Origin of the sequence: Methylobacterium sp. UNCCL125, from assembly GCF_900116795.1 — a bacterium.
In the GTDB taxonomy this organism is placed as follows: domain Bacteria; phylum Pseudomonadota; class Alphaproteobacteria; order Rhizobiales; family Beijerinckiaceae; genus Methylobacterium; species Methylobacterium fujisawaense.
Map to the genome: position 1 here is coordinate 1 of NZ_FPBW01000020.1, position 15147 is coordinate 15147.

Sequence of the window (15147 nt, forward strand, 5' to 3'; positions counted from 1 at the left end):
TCACCGATCTGCATCCGCCGGGCAGCCTGAGCGAGCAACAGGACGCCCCCGTCCGAGGTCAGGCGTCCGCCATCGAAGGCGGCTGTGAGCTTCTTGCCCCGAACGGATGGAAACGCGAACGGGAGACACGTAGGATCGGACATGGCGGGCGTGGCGGGCTCGATCTGGTCTGAGGACTTGGCGTCAGCACCCAATCCCTAAGCCACATCAATGCTTTACGCTACGCTCGCCACCACAGATCCACTGCCCTCGTGAATAAGACGGGTTAGAGACACGAACACTGGTGGCGGTGCGCCTGAAAATGGTCTCGATCGATCCAAGATCGACCATCGCATCGCCGCAGAAAAGCCGGCCCGACCCCGCTGTTTCGCTTTGAGCGGGGCCGGTCCGCCCGCGGCGATTCCTCACCCTGTGGTGGAAGGCTGCCGCCGGTCTGCCCCGTCTCGCGACGAGGAGCATGGGCAACCGCATGGCTGTCGAATCCGTGCCGCTGGACGGCCTCAAATCCCAGACTGCGCGCGGCGCCTGGCTGGCGCCCCTTTCGGTGCTCACCGGCGTGGTAGCCCTCGCTGCCCTCGGAGGCAGCGTCCTGCACCGCGCCCCGGATCCGGCCGCCGAGATCGAGATCGCCCGAACGGAGGCGTCGACCGAAAGATCGGATGCCGCTGAGACGGCGGCGGCCACCGTCGTCGAATCGGAAACGGTGGGATCGCCTGATCCGTGGCGGGAAGCCGCCGGCGGAAAGCTGTCGCGCTGGGCTTGGACCCAGATCGCGCCGCCCGCTTTGACACCAGAACCCGTGCCGGAGCCCGGCGCCGAGACCGAACCGAAAGCCGCGGAGCCGCCGCAGGCCGCGATGGTCGTCCCGCTTCCGATTCCGCGGCCGCCCGAATTCCGTGCGCCGGCCGGAACCGGCTTCGCGCGTCGGTCCGACCGGCGCATGGCGCGCCGCGACGTCCCGCCTGTGGCGCAGCCCGCTCCCCAGACCGACGAGCGGTCCTTCCTCGAGAAGCTCTTCGGCATCGAGCGCGGACCGGCTCTCGCCTACGCCGCTCTGGAGAGCAAGCCTGCGGACGTGGCGCCACAACGGCGCATCTCGCCGCCGCTGGCGCTGTCCCCGGCGCCGAGCCCGACGGGCGGAGTGGCCGTCTACAACATCGCCGCCAAGACCGTGACGCTGCCGAACGGCGAGCGTCTTGAGGCCCATTCGGGTCTCGGGGAGGGGCTGGACGATCCCCGCCTCGTCAATGTGCGGATGCGCGGGCCGACGCCGCCTGGAACCTACGATCTCACCGAGCGCGAGCGGCCGTTCCACGGGGTTCGGGCTATCCGGCTCACGCCGGTGGGCGGCAACGAGGCGGTCTATGGCCGTGTCGGCCTTCTGGCGCACACTTACATGCTGGGGCCGCGAGGTGATTCGAACGGCTGCGTGTCGTTCCGCGACTACGAGCGGTTCCTTCAGGCCTTCCTGCGCGGCGAGGTGCAGCGCCTCGTCGTGGTCAGCGGCACGCAGGATCCGCTCCCGAGCCTCGCCGCCGGTACGGTCACGACCCGGATGGCCCGCAACGGCGGTTGAGCCCGCCCCGCGACCTGAGCCGGCGGCGCGCCGCGCATCGCGCCTTGAACCGGCCGGTCGTGCCGTCCGAGGTCACGGACCGAGAGGCCGGCCCGCTCATCGATGCGATGGGCAGCGTCCGCAAGCTGGAATCCTCCGGCCCGTTCGGACCGCGCACATGGAGACCCTCGTCGCCGGTACCGTCTGCCACCGGATCGGGAGAGACCGGTGGGTCACCGGCGTCCAGACCGCCAAGGCGCCCGAAAGGCTCGCCACCGAGCTGCGACGCGCCACCCGGATGGACGGCGACTGAACCGACTTGACGACGCCAGGGCGCGTCATGCCGCACTGAACCGACGGCCGACCGTCGCGCAGCATCAGCCGTTGCCAGTCCATCCGATAACGTCGATCGCGGATCCGGACGCACGATCCCGGACAGTCTATCGGCGGCGCCCGATCGTGCTGGCCTGTCATACCGCGGTTGGTCGTCAACCTTCGATGCTTGCATCCGGGCCTGACAGGCAGACGGTGAATGCAACCCCTGCAGCGATTGTCCTTTCGAGTCTCGTCCTCTAAGAGGCCGACATCAATCTGCTGAGCTAAGCCAGCCAGCGTCTTTCCTCCCCCTCGGCGATCGCGTTTGTGCGCGTTCGAGGTCTTGGACCGAAGATTACGGCTCCGGCCGGATCGAGCGTCCGAGTGGCAGGAGACACGCGCGTCGCATCGGTACGTTCCGTCGCCTCGCGATCTGCGCGGGCACCGGAATTTCGCACCGCTGCGGACACGCGCCGGACCGTCGTGTCGGGTCGATCGAGACCGCCGGCACGCCGCCACGGCAACGGGGAAACGATCCGGAAGGCCTGACGAGCGGGGCTCTCGCTCGTCGTATCGAGTGTCTTCCGTACGCGGATCGGCCGATCGGGCCTGTCCGGTACGCAAAAAGCGGGATCTGCCCATGCGTGGCGACGACGATACTCACGACCTGCGTAACCGCCGTGCCTCGGCCGCGCTGCCTCTCAGCCGGCGTCAGATCCTTGGAACGGCCGCGACGGGCCTAGCCGTGGCCGCGCTGCCGGGCTCGCCGGTCCTAGCCGACGGTGCCGACGGCACGGTCGACGTGCTGCTGATCGGCGGCGGGATCATGAGCGCGACCCTCGGCATCTGGTTGAATGCACTGGAGCCGGATTGGTCGATCCAGATGGTCGAGCGGCTCGATCAGGTCGCCCTGGAGAGCTCCAACGGCTGGAACAATGCCGGCACCGGACACTCGGCCCTGGCGGAGCTGAACTATACGCCCGAGAACAAGACGGGACAGATCGAGATCGCCAAGGCGGTCGAGATCAACGAAGCTTTCCAGGTCACCCGTCAGTTCCTGGCGCATCAGGTCAGGACCGGCGTGATGAAGGATCCGCACACCTTCATCAACTATACGCCGCACATGAGCTTCGTCTGGGGCGACGACAACATCGCGTATCTGAAAAAGCGCTGGGAGGCTCTCAAGGCGAGCCCGCTCTTCGCCGGCATGGCGTATTCGGAGGATCCGGAGCAGCTCCGCAAATGGGTGCCCCTGATGATGGAGGGGCGCGACCCGAAGCAGAGGGTCGCCGCGACGTGGTCGCCGCTGGGCACCGACTGCGAGTGGGGTGAGGTGACCCGTCAATACGTCGCCCATCTGCAGAAGCAGCCGAGCTTCAAGCTCCGGCTGTCGACCGAAGTCGAGACCATCGCGAAGAATGCCGACGGCTCGTGGCGTGTGACCGCGAAGAACCTCAAGGACGGCACGCGCCGGACGGTCGACGCTAAGTTCGTCTTCATCGGCGCAGGCGGCGGCGCCCTGCACCTCCTGCAGAAATCCGGCATTCCGGAGGGTGACGATTACGCCGGCTTCCCCGTGGGCGGCTCGTTCCTGATCAACGACAATCCCGACGTCGCCATGCTCCACCTCGCCAAGGCTTACGGCAAGGCGTCCGTGGGCTCGCCGCCCATGTCGGTGCCCCATCTCGACACCCGCATGCTCGGCGGCAAGCGCGTGATCCTGTTCGGGCCCTTCGCGACCTTCTCGACCAAGTTCCTGAAGGAAGGCTCCTATTTCGATCTCCTCAGCTCCACCACCACCAGCAATCTCTGGCCGATGATGAAGGTCGGCGTCGACGAATTCCCGCTGGTCGAGTACCTCGCCGGACAGCTCATGCTGTCGGACGACGACCGGATCGCGGCGCTCCGCGCGTACTTCCCGAACGCCAAAAAGGCGGAGTGGCGTCTCTGGCAGGCGGGCCAGCGCGTCCAGATCATCAAGCGCGACGCGAACAAGGGCGGCGTCCTGAAGCTCGGAACGGAGATCGTCAACGCCAAGGACGGCAGCATCGCGGCCCTGCTCGGGGCCTCGCCCGGGGCCTCGACGGCGGCGCCGATCATGCTGCAGGTGCTGGAGAAGGTGTTCGCCCAGAAGGTCGCCACGCCGGAATGGCAGGCCAAGATCCGGGCGATTGTCCCCAGCTACGGCACGAGGCTCAACGACGATCCCGAGCGCGTCGCCCAGGAATGGGCCGAGACCAGCGCACAGCTCCAGCTGCCGACGCCGCCGCAGATCGACCGGGCCGTGCTGAAACCGGTCCCGACCGGAAGCACCGTGCTCAACAGCAGTGCCACGCCGGTGAAGGAGCCGGTCCACGACCTCGCGCCGTAGGACCGGTTCGGCGTGCGCGACTGCGCGCACGCCTGCCAGGGTGGTGGCCGGATCCGCCGCTCAGAGGCCGAGCCGGCCCACCGCCGGCAGCTTGATCCCGGGTCGCCGCAGGTCGATCCCCGCGACGCCTCCGAGCAGGTTCAGCTCGAATCCCTCGACCCAGCCGAGGGTCACTCCGGCATAGCCGCCGAGATTGACGCAGATTCCGGTCCGGGAGGGCGTCAGGCCGGCCCAGCGCCCGTCGTAGGGGAAATCCTTGCCGATCGCCGTCGTCGGCAGGCTGGCGCGGATCTCCGGCACCGCCGCCATCACGGCGGCCACGAAGGTGTTCGAGTTGGGCCCGGGCCAGACGACATAGTCGCCGGGCCGGCTGTAGCGGTACTCGGCCACAGCCCTGCGGATCCGCGGGAGCATCGCCTCCGCCTCCGGCCCGTCCGCCGCGAACACGACCGACGGCGGATTTCCAAACCAGCGCCCGTCCGGCACGAACCGGTCGACCCAGATCGGCTGGCCCCAGGCCGTGTAGTCGAACCGGCTGAAGGCGGGGGCGTCGCGGTCCTTGATGACGATCCAGCTATGCGTGGCCACGATGCCGCGCCAGCTCACGGTCCGCGCCGAGAAGATGCGCAGCACGGCGCCGGGATGCGCATCCGCGCGTGGCAGCAGACCGACGCTGGACCGATCCGCGAGACGCCAGTCGCCACTCGCCCGGGTCGCGTAGAGCACGGCCGATGCCGCCACGGGCAGGACGAAGAGCACGGCGAGCGCGAGGAGGACGATCCTGAAGCAGGTCACGAACGAGGGGGCTCCCGATGATGGGCCGGCCGGATGAAGGCTGCGCGTGCCCCGACGTATGCCGCCAGTGGAACGCGGCCGCGCGGATCGGTTCGCACCGTCGCTCTCAACCAGCGGCGGCGAGCGCGTCGAGCAGAAGCGTCGCGGCGAGGAGATCCGCGCAGCCACCCGGGCTGAGGCGCGTCGCCACGAAGGCGCGGTGGATCGCAGCCGCCCGGTCCCGCCAGCCCGGCGCCGCGATTCCGCCGTCCGCGAGAAAGTCCGCCGCCGCCGCCTGCGCCCATCCGAGGCCGTCGGGTCCCCCGCGATGGAGCAGATTGGTATCGTCGACCACCGCCAGCAGCGCGAAGAAGCAGTGCACGCGCGCCGCCTCAGGCTCGCCCGGCCGGCAAACGCGCCCGGCGCGCAGCGCCGGCAGGCCGACCGTACGGATCGTCGGGAAGCCGGCCGCCGCCTCGGCGCTGGCACCGCCGACTCCGAAGCGGCGCACCGCCCGTCCGCCATGGCTCACCGGCGAGACAGGGGCCCCGGCGATCGCCGCTCCCCACAGATGCCCGACGCGTTCGGCCCGCGCCTCGGCGGAGCCGCGCCCCGTGTCCGGCGTGCCGGCCGCCGCGCAGATCAGACCGAGGGAGAAGATGGCGCCGCGATGCGCGTTGACGCCGCCGGTGGCCCGCATCATCGCGGCCTCGGCCCGCAGCCCGATCCCGCGGAGTTCCGCCATCTCCGCCCCTCGGCTGCCCGCCGAGACCAGATCGGCGAAGAACGGCCGGATCGCCACGGCGCTCCGGTGGAGGGTGTCGGCATCCATGTCGTCGTGGCTGCCGGAATCCACCAGGCTGACGAGGCCGGGCTTCGGCCAGGTCTCCAGTTCCTCGATCAGAGCCGCATGGGCGAGGTCGGCGACGCGCTCGGCCCAGGGGGGCTGGGCGCGTCCGGCATCGGCCGTCGCGACGGCGAGGTTCTGATGAGCGTGCAGGAGCGGACCTCCCCGAGGCGTGCGCCGACATGGCCGGACGGAACTGGGCCGGCCCAACCTATACGGGAAGAAACGGCGCGTGCATGCGTCGGAATCAGCCCCAGTCTGCTTGGGCGTATCCGGCCTGGAGATCCTCCGGAAACACTATCGCCGCGGATGGCGGGTCGGGCTCGGCGAACGCGTGATCTGTCGATAACCGCGGGGAGCCGGGGCTTGGCCCTCCCACGAGAGCCACCGACGACGCGCTGAATGCCGGCCCCGGACGGTCCACCACGCCGACCCGTCCGGGACGGCGCGGCAAATCCCCCGAACTGCCGGCCGCCTGCAGCCGGCACTCTCCTCAGGCCGCCGAGGCGACCGCCGGAGAGATCCGCTTCCGGGCCTTCTTGTCCTCGGTGCTGCTGACGAAGGCCTGCGCCTCCTCCTTGCGCTCGAAGACGTGTGGTGCGACCCCGCGGTTGTTCAGGGCCTCCTCCATCTTCAGGCGCAGGAACGCACTCGTCGCGTACCGGGTCGTGGTGGCGTAGTAGTTCGCCTGCAGATACTGGACCATGCCGGCGTAATCATCGACAAGGTTCTCGTTGAGCCGGAAGCCGTCGTGGTTGATCACGGCGTTGACCCGCTGGCCGGCCTTGCGGCAGGCCTCGACGATGGTCATGCGCAGCTCGTCCATGTCGCCCTTCACCCGGCAGTACCAGCCTTCCAGGTTGATGAAGAGGATGTTGCGCTCGCCATCGTAGCTGACACGCGACTTGAGATCGAGGTTGAGCAGATCCGAGATCAGCTCCATCGGCTCATCGCGGAAGATGCGCGGATCCATCGGCACAGGATTGCGCACCACGGGGGCGAAATCCATGTGGGCGATGATGTCCCGCTCGATATCGATGCCGGGTGCGACTTCGATCAGTTCAAGACCGTCCGATGTCAACTGGAACACGCAGCGCTCGGTCACGTAGAGGACCGGTTGCGACCGCTCCACCGCGTAGGGACCCGAGAAGGTGTTCTGCTGCACCTGCGTGACGAATTTGCGCGCCTTGCCCTCGCTGACGATGCGCACCTGACCGTCGTTCACCGCGATCTCGAGGCCGCCGGCCGTGAACGTGCCGGCAAAGACCACGGTGCGGGCGTTCTGCGAGATGTTGATGAAGCCGCCGCAGCCATTCAGCTTGCCGCCGAACTTGGACGTGTTGACGTTGCCGGCGGCATCGCACTCGGCCATGCCCAGGCAGGTCATGTCGAGCCCGCCGCCGTCGTAGAAGTCGAACATCTGATTCTGGTCGATGATGCAGTCGGCATTGGTCGCCGCACCGAAGCTCGAACCGGAGGCCAGCACCCCGCCGACCGCGCCCGCCTCGGTGGTAAGAGTGATGTAGGGCGTGATCTTCTCCTCGTTGGCGACCGACGAGATGCCCTCCGGCGCACCGACGCCGAGATTGACGACGCCGTTCGGCGGCAGCTCGAAGGCGGCGCGCCGGGCGATGATCTTGCGCTCGTTGAGCGGCATCCGCTTGATGCCCGTCACCGGAACGCGGATCTCGCCCGCGAGCGCGGCGTCGTGCATGACGCCGTAATTCATGCGGTGCATCTCGGGCTCGGCGACCACCACGCAGTCGACGAGGATACCGGGGACGCGCACGTCCTTCGGCAGAAGATATCCGTCGTCGACGATGCGCTCGACCTGGGCGATGACGATGCCGCCGTTGTTGCGGGCCGCCATGGCCTGCGCGAGGCAGTCCAGGGTCAGCGCCTCCTTCTCGTAGGAGAGGTTGCCGGACGGGTCGGCCGATGTCGCGCGGATGAACGCCACGTCGATCTTGGTCGCCGTGTAGAACAGCCACTCCTCACCATCGACCTCGACGAGCTTGACGATATCCTCGGTGGTCAGCTCGTTGACCTTGGCGCCGCCATGACGCGGATCGACGTAGGTCTTCAGGCCGACCTTCGAGAACAGGCCCGGCTGGCCTGCGGCGCAGGCCCGGTACAGCTGTGAGATGACGCCCTGAGGCAGGTTGTAGCCGCGGATCAGGTTGTCCTGCGCGGCCTTCGCGACCTTCGGCATGCGGCCGAAATTGGCGGCGATGACCCGCGAGAGGAGGCCGTCATGGTGCAGGCGGCCCGTGCCGAGCCCTTTGCTGTCACCGGCGCCCGCCGTCATGATCAGGGTGAGCCCACGGGGCGATCCGGTGTCGACGAACCGCTTCTCGAGGGCGGCGTGCAGGGCCTCCGGGATGCAGCTCTGGACGAACCCCGTTGTCGTCACGACGTCGTTCTCGCGGATCAGCGCGATCGCCTCTTCCGCCGAGATGACCTTGTTCTTCCTCATGGAGCCCGTGATCCTCCCCGGCCTTCGGAGGTGCGGCCGGCCGTGATGCCCGTCCCCTCCGATTCTGCCATACGCCGCCCCCGTGGTTCCGGGACATATCGGCCCCGGGAGTCAGCTGAGTTTTGAATACGATCGTTATTGCACCGCATCAATATTTGCGGCATTGCACGAGGGCCCATGCCGGCCGCGTGACAGTACTCCTAAAATGCAGACCGGCGCTGCTGAAAAACTCTTCGGTCCACGATCAGAAAAATTGCGCGGTGTCAGCGCCGCAGACGAGGATCGGCTCGAGCGTGACCGCATGTGCTCCCCCGCACGCGGTTTCCGCGGTTCGCGTGCGCGGCCTCACCGCGGAGTCCCTGGATTCGGCGTCTCTCTCTGTCACGCAGGGAGGCGATCATGAATCGAGATCCGAGAGACCGAAACAGCCAGCGCGAGGGCAGGGGCCGGCCGGCCGATCCGACCAGGGGCGCAGAGGCCGGAGCACGCGAGGCCGTCGTGGCCGCCTGGCGGCGGGCGCTCTGCAGGATGCGCGAACGGCGGGCCGCGCAGGATCGGACCGATCCCAGCGGCTGAGCCACGGGCGCAAGCGCGCAGGCCACACCCACCGCCGACGTTGCCCGAATGGTGACGGGACCGACCCCTTTTTCCCTACTTTGCGCGGCGCCGCGCAGGCGGCACAGCGGGCCTGACGGATGAGGAGTGCATAGGCCGATGGACGACGACGTCGCAGACGGTACGGACGGCGGCGACGCGAGTTCAGACGCGGCCCGGGAGGCGAACGGGATCGCCTTCCTGCTGGCGAGCGCGGCCTATCTGACCCTCGCGGACGCACATCTCCGGAGGGAAGGTCCAGAAGGCCTCGCCCTGATGGACGAGATCGAGGATCGGATCACGGAGGCGCTGCAGAGTTTCGTCGACGAGACGTCCTACGAGGATGCCCGACCGGATATCCTGCTGCATGCAACCCGCAAGGTTCGGGCCCTGCTCGAGGCCGGACGCTCCCTTTCACCGGAGATGCGGCGGTTTCAGTAAGCCGCTCCACCGGCGCGGCAGGCCTGTTCCGATGCGGCTCGATGGCCGGGTCGCGATTGCCCCGAGAAGCCGATAGCGTCCGCTTCCCGACCTGTCGGTCGGGATCCTGGCACCTCCGCCCGCGGGGGTCTCGCTGGATCGTCGAGACGCCGGGCCTTGCCGCCTCAGCGGATGCCGCCATCGCTCAGGCGATACCAGGCGATGATCGCCGACACGTACAGTCTGTGGAGGGCGTGAAGCGGCAGCGGCGCGATCGGAGTGAGCGGGAGCGGCAGGTTGTCGGCATCGCCGGTGGCGATGTAGGCGGCCATCGCACGCCCCATCGCCGACTGGAGGCCGACGCCCCGGCCCTGGCAGCCGATATCGATGAGGAGGCCGGGTGCCGGCTCGTGGAGATGGGGCAGGTAGTCCCGGGTGATCGCGACGCGGCCGCACCAGCGGTGGTCGAAGGCGGTCCCGTCGAGCTGCGGGAACAGCTTGCCGACGATCCGTTCGAGATGGGCCCAGTCGGCAGGACTCCGCGGCTCCCGGAACGGACCGCGGCCGCCCATCAGCAGGCGACCGGTATGGTCCAGCCGGAAGTAGAGCAGGAGCTTGCGCGTGTCCGACGAGACATGGCCTTCGGGCAAGATCGAGCGCCGCAGGTTGTCGGAGAGCGGCACCGTGGCGACCTGGAAGGAGTTCGCCGCGATCACGGTCCGCGCGAGGTCCGGCCAGAGGCCGCCCGTGTAGCCGTTGGTGCACAGAACGACCCGTTCGGTATTCAGCCGGGCCCCCTGGGCCGTCTTGACCGTCCAGCCCGACCCCGTCCGTTCGAGAGAGGTCACCGGCGATGCGCCGTGGATCGACGCTCCGGCCTTCAGGGCCGCCCGGGCGAGGCCGCGGGCATAACTCAAGGGCTGGATCGCGCCACCGCGTCCGTCGAGCCAGCCGCCGCGATAGCGACCGGTCCCGAGGAGCCGTTCGGCCTCGGCCTTGTCGAGGACGCGGGTCGGCGCGCCGAGATCGGCCCATTGCGCCGCCCGTCGCTCGACTTCGGCGAGCCCCGTCTCGGTATGGGCACCCTGAATCCAGCCGGCACGCCGGTGCGGCACGTCCATCCCGTGCCGGGCAATCAGGTCGAACACCACGTCGGCGGTTCCGCCGGCGAAGCGTGCGAGCCGCTCGCCGCGCTCTCGCCCGAACCGGGCGACGAGATCCGCGGGATCGTATTTCAGGCCCGGGATCACCTGGCCGCCGTTGCGACCGGACCCGCCATAGCCGACCTCCCGCGCTTCCAGAACCACCGGGCGGATGCCGCGCTCGGCCAAGTGCAGGGCGGTGGACAGGCCGCAGAATCCGCCGCCGACGATCACCACGTCGGCCGTGCCGGATTCGGCGAGCGGCGGTGTGTCCGGCGCGGGCGCCGCCGTAGTGGCCCAGAGCGAGGGGGCGAGGGGGAACGGTTCGGCCACGGCCTTGTCCTAAAGCGGGTGCAGCACACGCTGCAGGAAATCCTGCGTGCGCGGGTTCTGCGGACGGTTCAGGATCTCGGCGGCGGGTCCCTGCTCGACGAGCCGGCCGCCATCGAGGAACAGCACCCGGTCGGCGACCTCCCGGGCGAAGCCGATCTCGTGGGTCACGACGATCATCGTCATGCCCTCGTCGGCGAGCCCGCGCATCACCCGCAGCACGTCGCCGACGAGTTCGGGATCGAGGGCCGAAGTCGGCTCGTCGAACAGGATCGCCTCCGGGCGCATGGCGAGCGCCCGGGCGATGGCGACGCGCTGCTGCTGGCCGCCGGAGAGTTCGTCCGGCCGGGCGTGCTCCTTGCCGGAGAGACCGACCCGCGCGAGGAGCGCCCGGGCGCGCTCCTCGGCCTCCGCACGGGGTTCGCCCTTGACGTGGATCGGCCCCTCGACGACGTTCTCGAGGGCGGTCCGGTTGGCGAACAGGTTGAATCTCTGGAAGACCATGGAGACCCGGGTCCGGATCGCCTTGATGCTGCGCTTGTCCCGGTCGACCCGCTGACCGTCGACGCGGATCTCGCCGCCGTCATAGGCTTCCAGGCCGTTGATGCAGCGCAACAGGGTCGACTTGCCGGACCCCGAGGGTCCGATGATGCACACCACCTCGCCCTTGGTGACTTCGGCCGAGACGCCCTTGATCACCTCCAGGGTGCCGTAGTGCTTCCGCACGTCCTTCAGCACGATCATCGATGCCGCCCCTTGGCCTCGAGATGCCGGACCAGCAGGATGAGCGGCAGGCTGAGCGCGAGGTACATCAGCGCCACCATCGTGTAGACGCTGGTATTCTTGAAGGTCGACGACGCGATCAGCTTCCCCTGGAGTGCCAGTTCCGCCACCGTGATGGTGGAGGCCTGGGACGAATCCTTGAGCATCATGATCATGATGTTGCCGTAGGGCGGCAGTGCGATCCGGATGGCCTGCGGCAGGATCACCCGCCGCATCGTCATGCCCCAGCCCATGCCGACCGACAGCGCCGCCTCGACCTGGCCGCGATCCACCGCCTCGATGCCGGCGCGGAAATTCTCCGCCTGGTAGGCCGAATAGGCGATGCCGAGCCCGATGATCGCCGCCTGCACCGCGGTCAGCGACAGGCCGAAATCGGGCATGACGAAGTAGATGTAGAACAGCTGCACGATGATCGGGATGCCGCGCAGGATGTTGATCATCACCGCGCTGAAGCCCGCCAGCACGGCGATGCCGGAGACGCGCATCACCGCCCAGACCAAGCCGAGGAGCGTCGAGACCACCAGGGAGGCGAGGGTGATCAGGACCGTCAGTTGCACGCCCTGCAGCAGGATCGGCAGGTATTCCTGAGCATCGGCGAGGAACTCGCGCATGGAGCTCAGGACCGGTCGGCCGATGGCGGCAGGCCCCATTTGGTGAGAATCGCCTGGAGCGTCCCGTCGGCCTTCAGCTTGGCGAGCGCCTTGTCGATCTTGGCCAGCAAGTCCGCGTCGGTCTTGCGGACGCTGAGGCCCACCGAGGCCACCACGGTCGGCTTGAAGGTCTCGACCAGGCGGACGCCGGGGAACGCTCCCTGCTTCACGTAGTAGGCCAGGATCGGCGCATCGGCGAAGCCGGCCTTCAGCCGTCCGGAGTTCACGTCCCGAATGATGTCGGGGATCGTATCGTAGATCTTCACCTCGCCGAACAGGCCGGATTTCTTCAGCGGCTCGACGAAGGCGGTGCCGACCTGGGCGCCCACGGTCTCGCCCTTCAGGTCAGCGAAGGACATGTAATCCTTCGTGTCGGCCTTCGGGACGATCAGCCCCTCACCGTAGCTGTAGACCGGCGCCGAGAACGCCACGACTTCCTTGCGCTGCGGCGTGATGAACATCGCCGCCGAGATGATGTCGATCTTCGAGGCGGTGAGCGCCGGGATCAGCGTCGAGAATTGCAGCGGCTCGACCGCCACGGTGAAGCCCGCCTCTTTGCCGACCGCGTTGACGAGGTCGACCATCACGCCCTGGATGGTGTTCGTCTTGGTGTCCAGGAAGGTGAACGGCAGGCCTGTCGGCGTCGCACCGACCTTCAGGGATTGGGCGCCGACCGCGCTCCCCAGGATTCCCAGGAGCAGCGTCGACGACAGACACAGCCCGGCCAACCGTCTTCTCATCCTGCCGCTCCCATCATGACCGGATTGCGCGACGAGAGCCGCCACCCGATTTCATTCTCGTGAAGAATACCGCACGTTTCCAATATCGACGCAAGGGACTTTCACGTGCATGAAGAGACACGCGAGAGGCAGGTTGGTGCGACGGTGAGCATTCCCCAAGGCGACGCAACGGGTCCGGAACCGGTCGACCGGGCCGTGGGTCAGCGCCTGCGCGGCCTCCGGCGCGCCAGGGGGCTTTCCCTCGAGGCGATCGCATCCAGCACCGGTCTCTCGATCGGGTTCATCAGTCAGGTCGAACGGGGTCTGTCGTCGCCCTCGCTCCGGGTCCTGGCGCTCCTCGCGGACACGCTGCAGATCGGTATAGGCGGCCTCTTCGAGCCCAGCCCGCACGAGCCCGATCCGGACCCGATCGTGGTGTTCCGGAAGGACCGGCCGGAACTTCAGCTCTGGCGGGCCGGCATCACCAAGCAGTTGCTGACCCCGCCCGGCGGCACGCACGGGATGAGCCTCTTCCACATGGTGCTGAGGCCGGGGGCGAGCACCGGCGACGAGCCGTTCAGCCACGAGGGCGAGGAGGCCGGCCTCGTTCTGGAGGGGCGCCTGACCCTGGTCGTCGAGGCGCGGACCCTTCAACTCGCGGAAGGCGACAGCTTCCGCTTCGAGAGCCGGCGACCACACCGGTTCAGCAATCCCGACCCGCATGGCCAAACCATCGTGCTTTGGGTCAATGTCCTCGGACCGACGCCGGCCGGATCGCCTTAGCGGAACGCAGGGCCGCCGACAGGCAGGGCCATGCCGGCCCCCGGAGTGACCGGAACCCGTTCAGTTGCTGATCCGGACGGATGCCACCGCGGTGGAGAACAGCTTGAGCATGGCGGCGGTGATGTCACCCCCGGACGCAACGGGGAAGTACAGCCCGTCCGACGCGCAGGACCGCAGCGCCGGCCCGATCTGGCCCTCATAGGGTCTGACGTACCGATTGTAGAAGTCGTTGTCGTAGATCGGCAGGTATTGCGTATAGATGATGCCGATCCGCACGTTCTTGCTCTTCAGCGCGTTGCATGTCGATGGGCTGAATGGGCCGATGAAGCGGTCGCTCTGGATTTGAAAGCCGGCGCTCTGGTTCGTGACGCTGCCACCGGTATCCTCGACCCCGTCGGTGACCAGGAACAGAAAGCGGATCGGAGAGGACGCCGTGATGCCGGTCCCGCTCGCCGGGATCGTGGTATTCATGACCGCGATGGCGCGCTCGAAATCCGTCTGGTTGTCCGACTGGTTGTAATACGCGTACGCGATATCGATGTTCGGCGCCGCAGCCTTGATCTGGCTCAGGGTCGGCGTCATCGCCTGGAGCCGGGTCTGCGTCGTGGAATCGTTGAACGTCCACATTTCCATTTGATACTGCTGCGACAGCGACATGCTTGCGTTCGCCTGATCGACCAAGGCCGACACGGCGTCACGCAGGACCTGAATGCGCAGCTTGATGTTGTTCTTCAGCGCCACGTGATAAAAGTCGGTCTGGCTATCCCCTGTGATACGACCTTTATTGTCGTAGGTGTGCTGATGACACGCGAAGGCACAGCCGCCTGTCGCGATCTTCATGTTGGCGACATCGGTGTCGGTCGCCGCCAGCCCCATCGACGGCGAATTGTCGAGCAGAAGGTAGAAGTTGATATATTGGAACATGTTGCGGGTGCTGGACGAGCTCCCGTTGATGTTCATGACCGGCACCTGCATCAGCGATGAGATCGTCGTCTTCACCGTGGCCGTATAGCTCGCTGCCAAGCTGAGTGTGGCCGAGTTGCTGACGGGTGTTCCCGGGTTGAAGGAGGTCACGGTGACGCCCGGAACCTTGGCGGCCTCCGCTCGGAACTGCGTCTCCATGTTCAGCAGGCTGGTCGATGAGATCGAATTCGTCTTCTGCGAGATCACCGCCAGGACGGCGCCGTCGAGGGCCGCGTCGAGCTGTGCCTTGGCGGCGTTGCGTCGACCGTAATCCACCGCCGCCCCCGTGGCGAACAGCACCGGCAGCATCACGAGGGCGAAAGTGATCGCGACCTGGCCGGATCGCGAGCGCGCACACGTGCGGACGCAGCGCGTGAGGAGGCGGCTCATTCCGGCTGGAACAGCGGACACGTTGGGCCCCCGTC

General features: G+C 67.8%; 13 protein-coding genes and 1 pseudogene. 5 read left to right on the forward strand and 9 right to left on the reverse strand.

The window, feature by feature from the left end:
• A pseudogene (locus tag BM396_RS20130) lies at nucleotides 1-143 on the reverse strand (IS1380 family transposase); the annotation flags it as partial.
• Between the two features lie 326 nt (nucleotides 144-469).
• On the opposite strand from BM396_RS20130, the gene BM396_RS20135 reads away from it, so the two are divergent.
• The 3 genes from BM396_RS20135 (at nucleotide 470) to mqo (ending at nucleotide 4241) form a co-directional block, all read left to right on the forward strand.
• The gene (locus tag BM396_RS20135; RefSeq protein WP_043346664.1) at nucleotides 470-1576 is read left to right on the forward strand and encodes a tlde1 domain-containing protein; all 1107 of its coding nucleotides are present in this window, start codon (nucleotides 470-472) and stop codon (nucleotides 1574-1576) included.
• A gap of 157 nt (nucleotides 1577-1733) precedes the next feature.
• Nucleotides 1734-1868 (forward strand): hypothetical protein, encoded by a 135-nt coding sequence (locus BM396_RS33700; RefSeq protein WP_280142406.1) that lies wholly within the window; start codon nucleotides 1734-1736, stop codon nucleotides 1866-1868.
• A 642-nt stretch (nucleotides 1869-2510) separates the two neighbouring features.
• Nucleotides 2511-4241, forward strand: a complete 1731-nt coding sequence (mqo, locus tag BM396_RS20140; protein WP_051976202.1) for a malate dehydrogenase (quinone) — start codon at nucleotides 2511-2513, stop codon at nucleotides 4239-4241.
• 60 nt (nucleotides 4242-4301) lie between these two features.
• On the opposite strand, the gene BM396_RS20145 is transcribed toward mqo, so the two are convergent.
• The 3 genes from BM396_RS20145 to BM396_RS20155 form a co-directional block, all read right to left on the reverse strand.
• Nucleotides 4302-5036, reverse strand: a complete 735-nt coding sequence (locus BM396_RS20145; RefSeq protein WP_081948736.1) for a DUF3750 domain-containing protein — start codon at nucleotides 5034-5036, stop codon at nucleotides 4302-4304.
• A gap of 106 nt (nucleotides 5037-5142) precedes the next feature.
• The gene (gene mdcB / locus BM396_RS20150) at nucleotides 5143-6015 is read right to left on the reverse strand and encodes a triphosphoribosyl-dephospho-CoA synthase MdcB (RefSeq protein ID WP_043386288.1); all 873 of its coding nucleotides are present in this window, start codon (nucleotides 6013-6015) and stop codon (nucleotides 5143-5145) included.
• Nucleotides 6016-6355: 340 nt separating this feature from the next.
• Nucleotides 6356-8338, reverse strand: coding sequence for an acyl CoA:acetate/3-ketoacid CoA transferase (locus BM396_RS20155; RefSeq protein WP_043386260.1), 1983 nt, complete (start codon nucleotides 8336-8338; stop codon nucleotides 6356-6358).
• Between the two features lie 714 nt (nucleotides 8339-9052).
• Here BM396_RS20155 and BM396_RS20160 point away from each other — a divergent pair.
• Nucleotides 9053-9373 (forward strand): hypothetical protein, encoded by a 321-nt coding sequence (locus BM396_RS20160; RefSeq protein ID WP_043386257.1) that lies wholly within the window; start codon nucleotides 9053-9055, stop codon nucleotides 9371-9373.
• Nucleotides 9374-9537: 164 nt separating this feature from the next.
• On the opposite strand, the gene BM396_RS20165 is transcribed toward BM396_RS20160, so the two are convergent.
• Genes BM396_RS20165 through BM396_RS20180 form a run of 4 tightly spaced genes read right to left on the reverse strand, consistent with a single transcriptional unit; the run spans nucleotide 9538 to nucleotide 12997 of the window.
• Nucleotides 9538-10827 (reverse strand): NAD(P)/FAD-dependent oxidoreductase, encoded by a 1290-nt coding sequence (locus BM396_RS20165; RefSeq protein ID WP_043386254.1) that lies wholly within the window; start codon nucleotides 10825-10827, stop codon nucleotides 9538-9540.
• Between the two features lie 9 nt (nucleotides 10828-10836).
• On the reverse strand, nucleotides 10837-11568 hold the full coding sequence (locus BM396_RS20170; RefSeq protein WP_043386251.1) for an amino acid ABC transporter ATP-binding protein: 732 nt from the start codon (nucleotides 11566-11568) through the stop codon (nucleotides 10837-10839).
• The gene (locus tag BM396_RS20175) at nucleotides 11565-12218 is read right to left on the reverse strand and encodes an amino acid ABC transporter permease (RefSeq protein ID WP_043386285.1); all 654 of its coding nucleotides are present in this window, start codon (nucleotides 12216-12218) and stop codon (nucleotides 11565-11567) included. The genes BM396_RS20170 and BM396_RS20175 overlap by 4 nt, the downstream gene beginning before the upstream one ends.
• Before the next feature lie 5 nt (nucleotides 12219-12223).
• Nucleotides 12224-12997 (reverse strand): ABC transporter substrate-binding protein, encoded by a 774-nt coding sequence (locus BM396_RS20180; protein WP_043386249.1) that lies wholly within the window; start codon nucleotides 12995-12997, stop codon nucleotides 12224-12226.
• A 144-nt stretch (nucleotides 12998-13141) separates the two neighbouring features.
• Here BM396_RS20180 and BM396_RS20185 point away from each other — a divergent pair, with 144 nt between their 5' ends.
• Nucleotides 13142-13759, forward strand: coding sequence for a helix-turn-helix domain-containing protein (locus BM396_RS20185; protein ID WP_236952833.1), 618 nt, complete (start codon nucleotides 13142-13144; stop codon nucleotides 13757-13759).
• A gap of 60 nt (nucleotides 13760-13819) precedes the next feature.
• Here the strand turns inward: BM396_RS20185 and BM396_RS20190 are convergent, their stop codons facing one another.
• The gene (locus tag BM396_RS20190; RefSeq protein ID WP_051976201.1) at nucleotides 13820-15112 is read right to left on the reverse strand and encodes a TadE/TadG family type IV pilus assembly protein; all 1293 of its coding nucleotides are present in this window, start codon (nucleotides 15110-15112) and stop codon (nucleotides 13820-13822) included.
• Nucleotides 15113-15147 lie beyond the last annotated feature (35 nt).

Coding starts and splice junctions, on each gene's coding strand:
- BM396_RS20135 (WP_043346664.1), top strand. CDS start 470: ATGGCTGTCGAATCCGTGCCGCTGGACGGCCTCAAATCCCAGACTGCG.
- BM396_RS33700 (WP_280142406.1), top strand. CDS start 1,734: ATGGAGACCCTCGTCGCCGGTACCGTCTGCCACCGGATCGGGAGAGAC.
- mqo (WP_051976202.1), top strand. CDS start 2,511: ATGCGTGGCGACGACGATACTCACGACCTGCGTAACCGCCGTGCCTCG.
- BM396_RS20155 (WP_043386260.1), bottom strand. CDS start 8,338: ATGAGGAAGAACAAGGTCATCTCGGCGGAAGAGGCGATCGCGCTGATC.
- BM396_RS20160 (WP_043386257.1), top strand. CDS start 9,053: ATGGACGACGACGTCGCAGACGGTACGGACGGCGGCGACGCGAGTTCA.
- BM396_RS20170 (WP_043386251.1), bottom strand. CDS start 11,568: ATGATCGTGCTGAAGGACGTGCGGAAGCACTACGGCACCCTGGAGGTG.
- BM396_RS20175 (WP_043386285.1), bottom strand. CDS start 12,218: ATGCGCGAGTTCCTCGCCGATGCTCAGGAATACCTGCCGATCCTGCTG.
- BM396_RS20180 (WP_043386249.1), bottom strand. CDS start 12,997: ATGAGAAGACGGTTGGCCGGGCTGTGTCTGTCGTCGACGCTGCTCCTG.
- BM396_RS20190 (WP_051976201.1), bottom strand. CDS start 15,112: ATGAGCCGCCTCCTCACGCGCTGCGTCCGCACGTGTGCGCGCTCGCGA.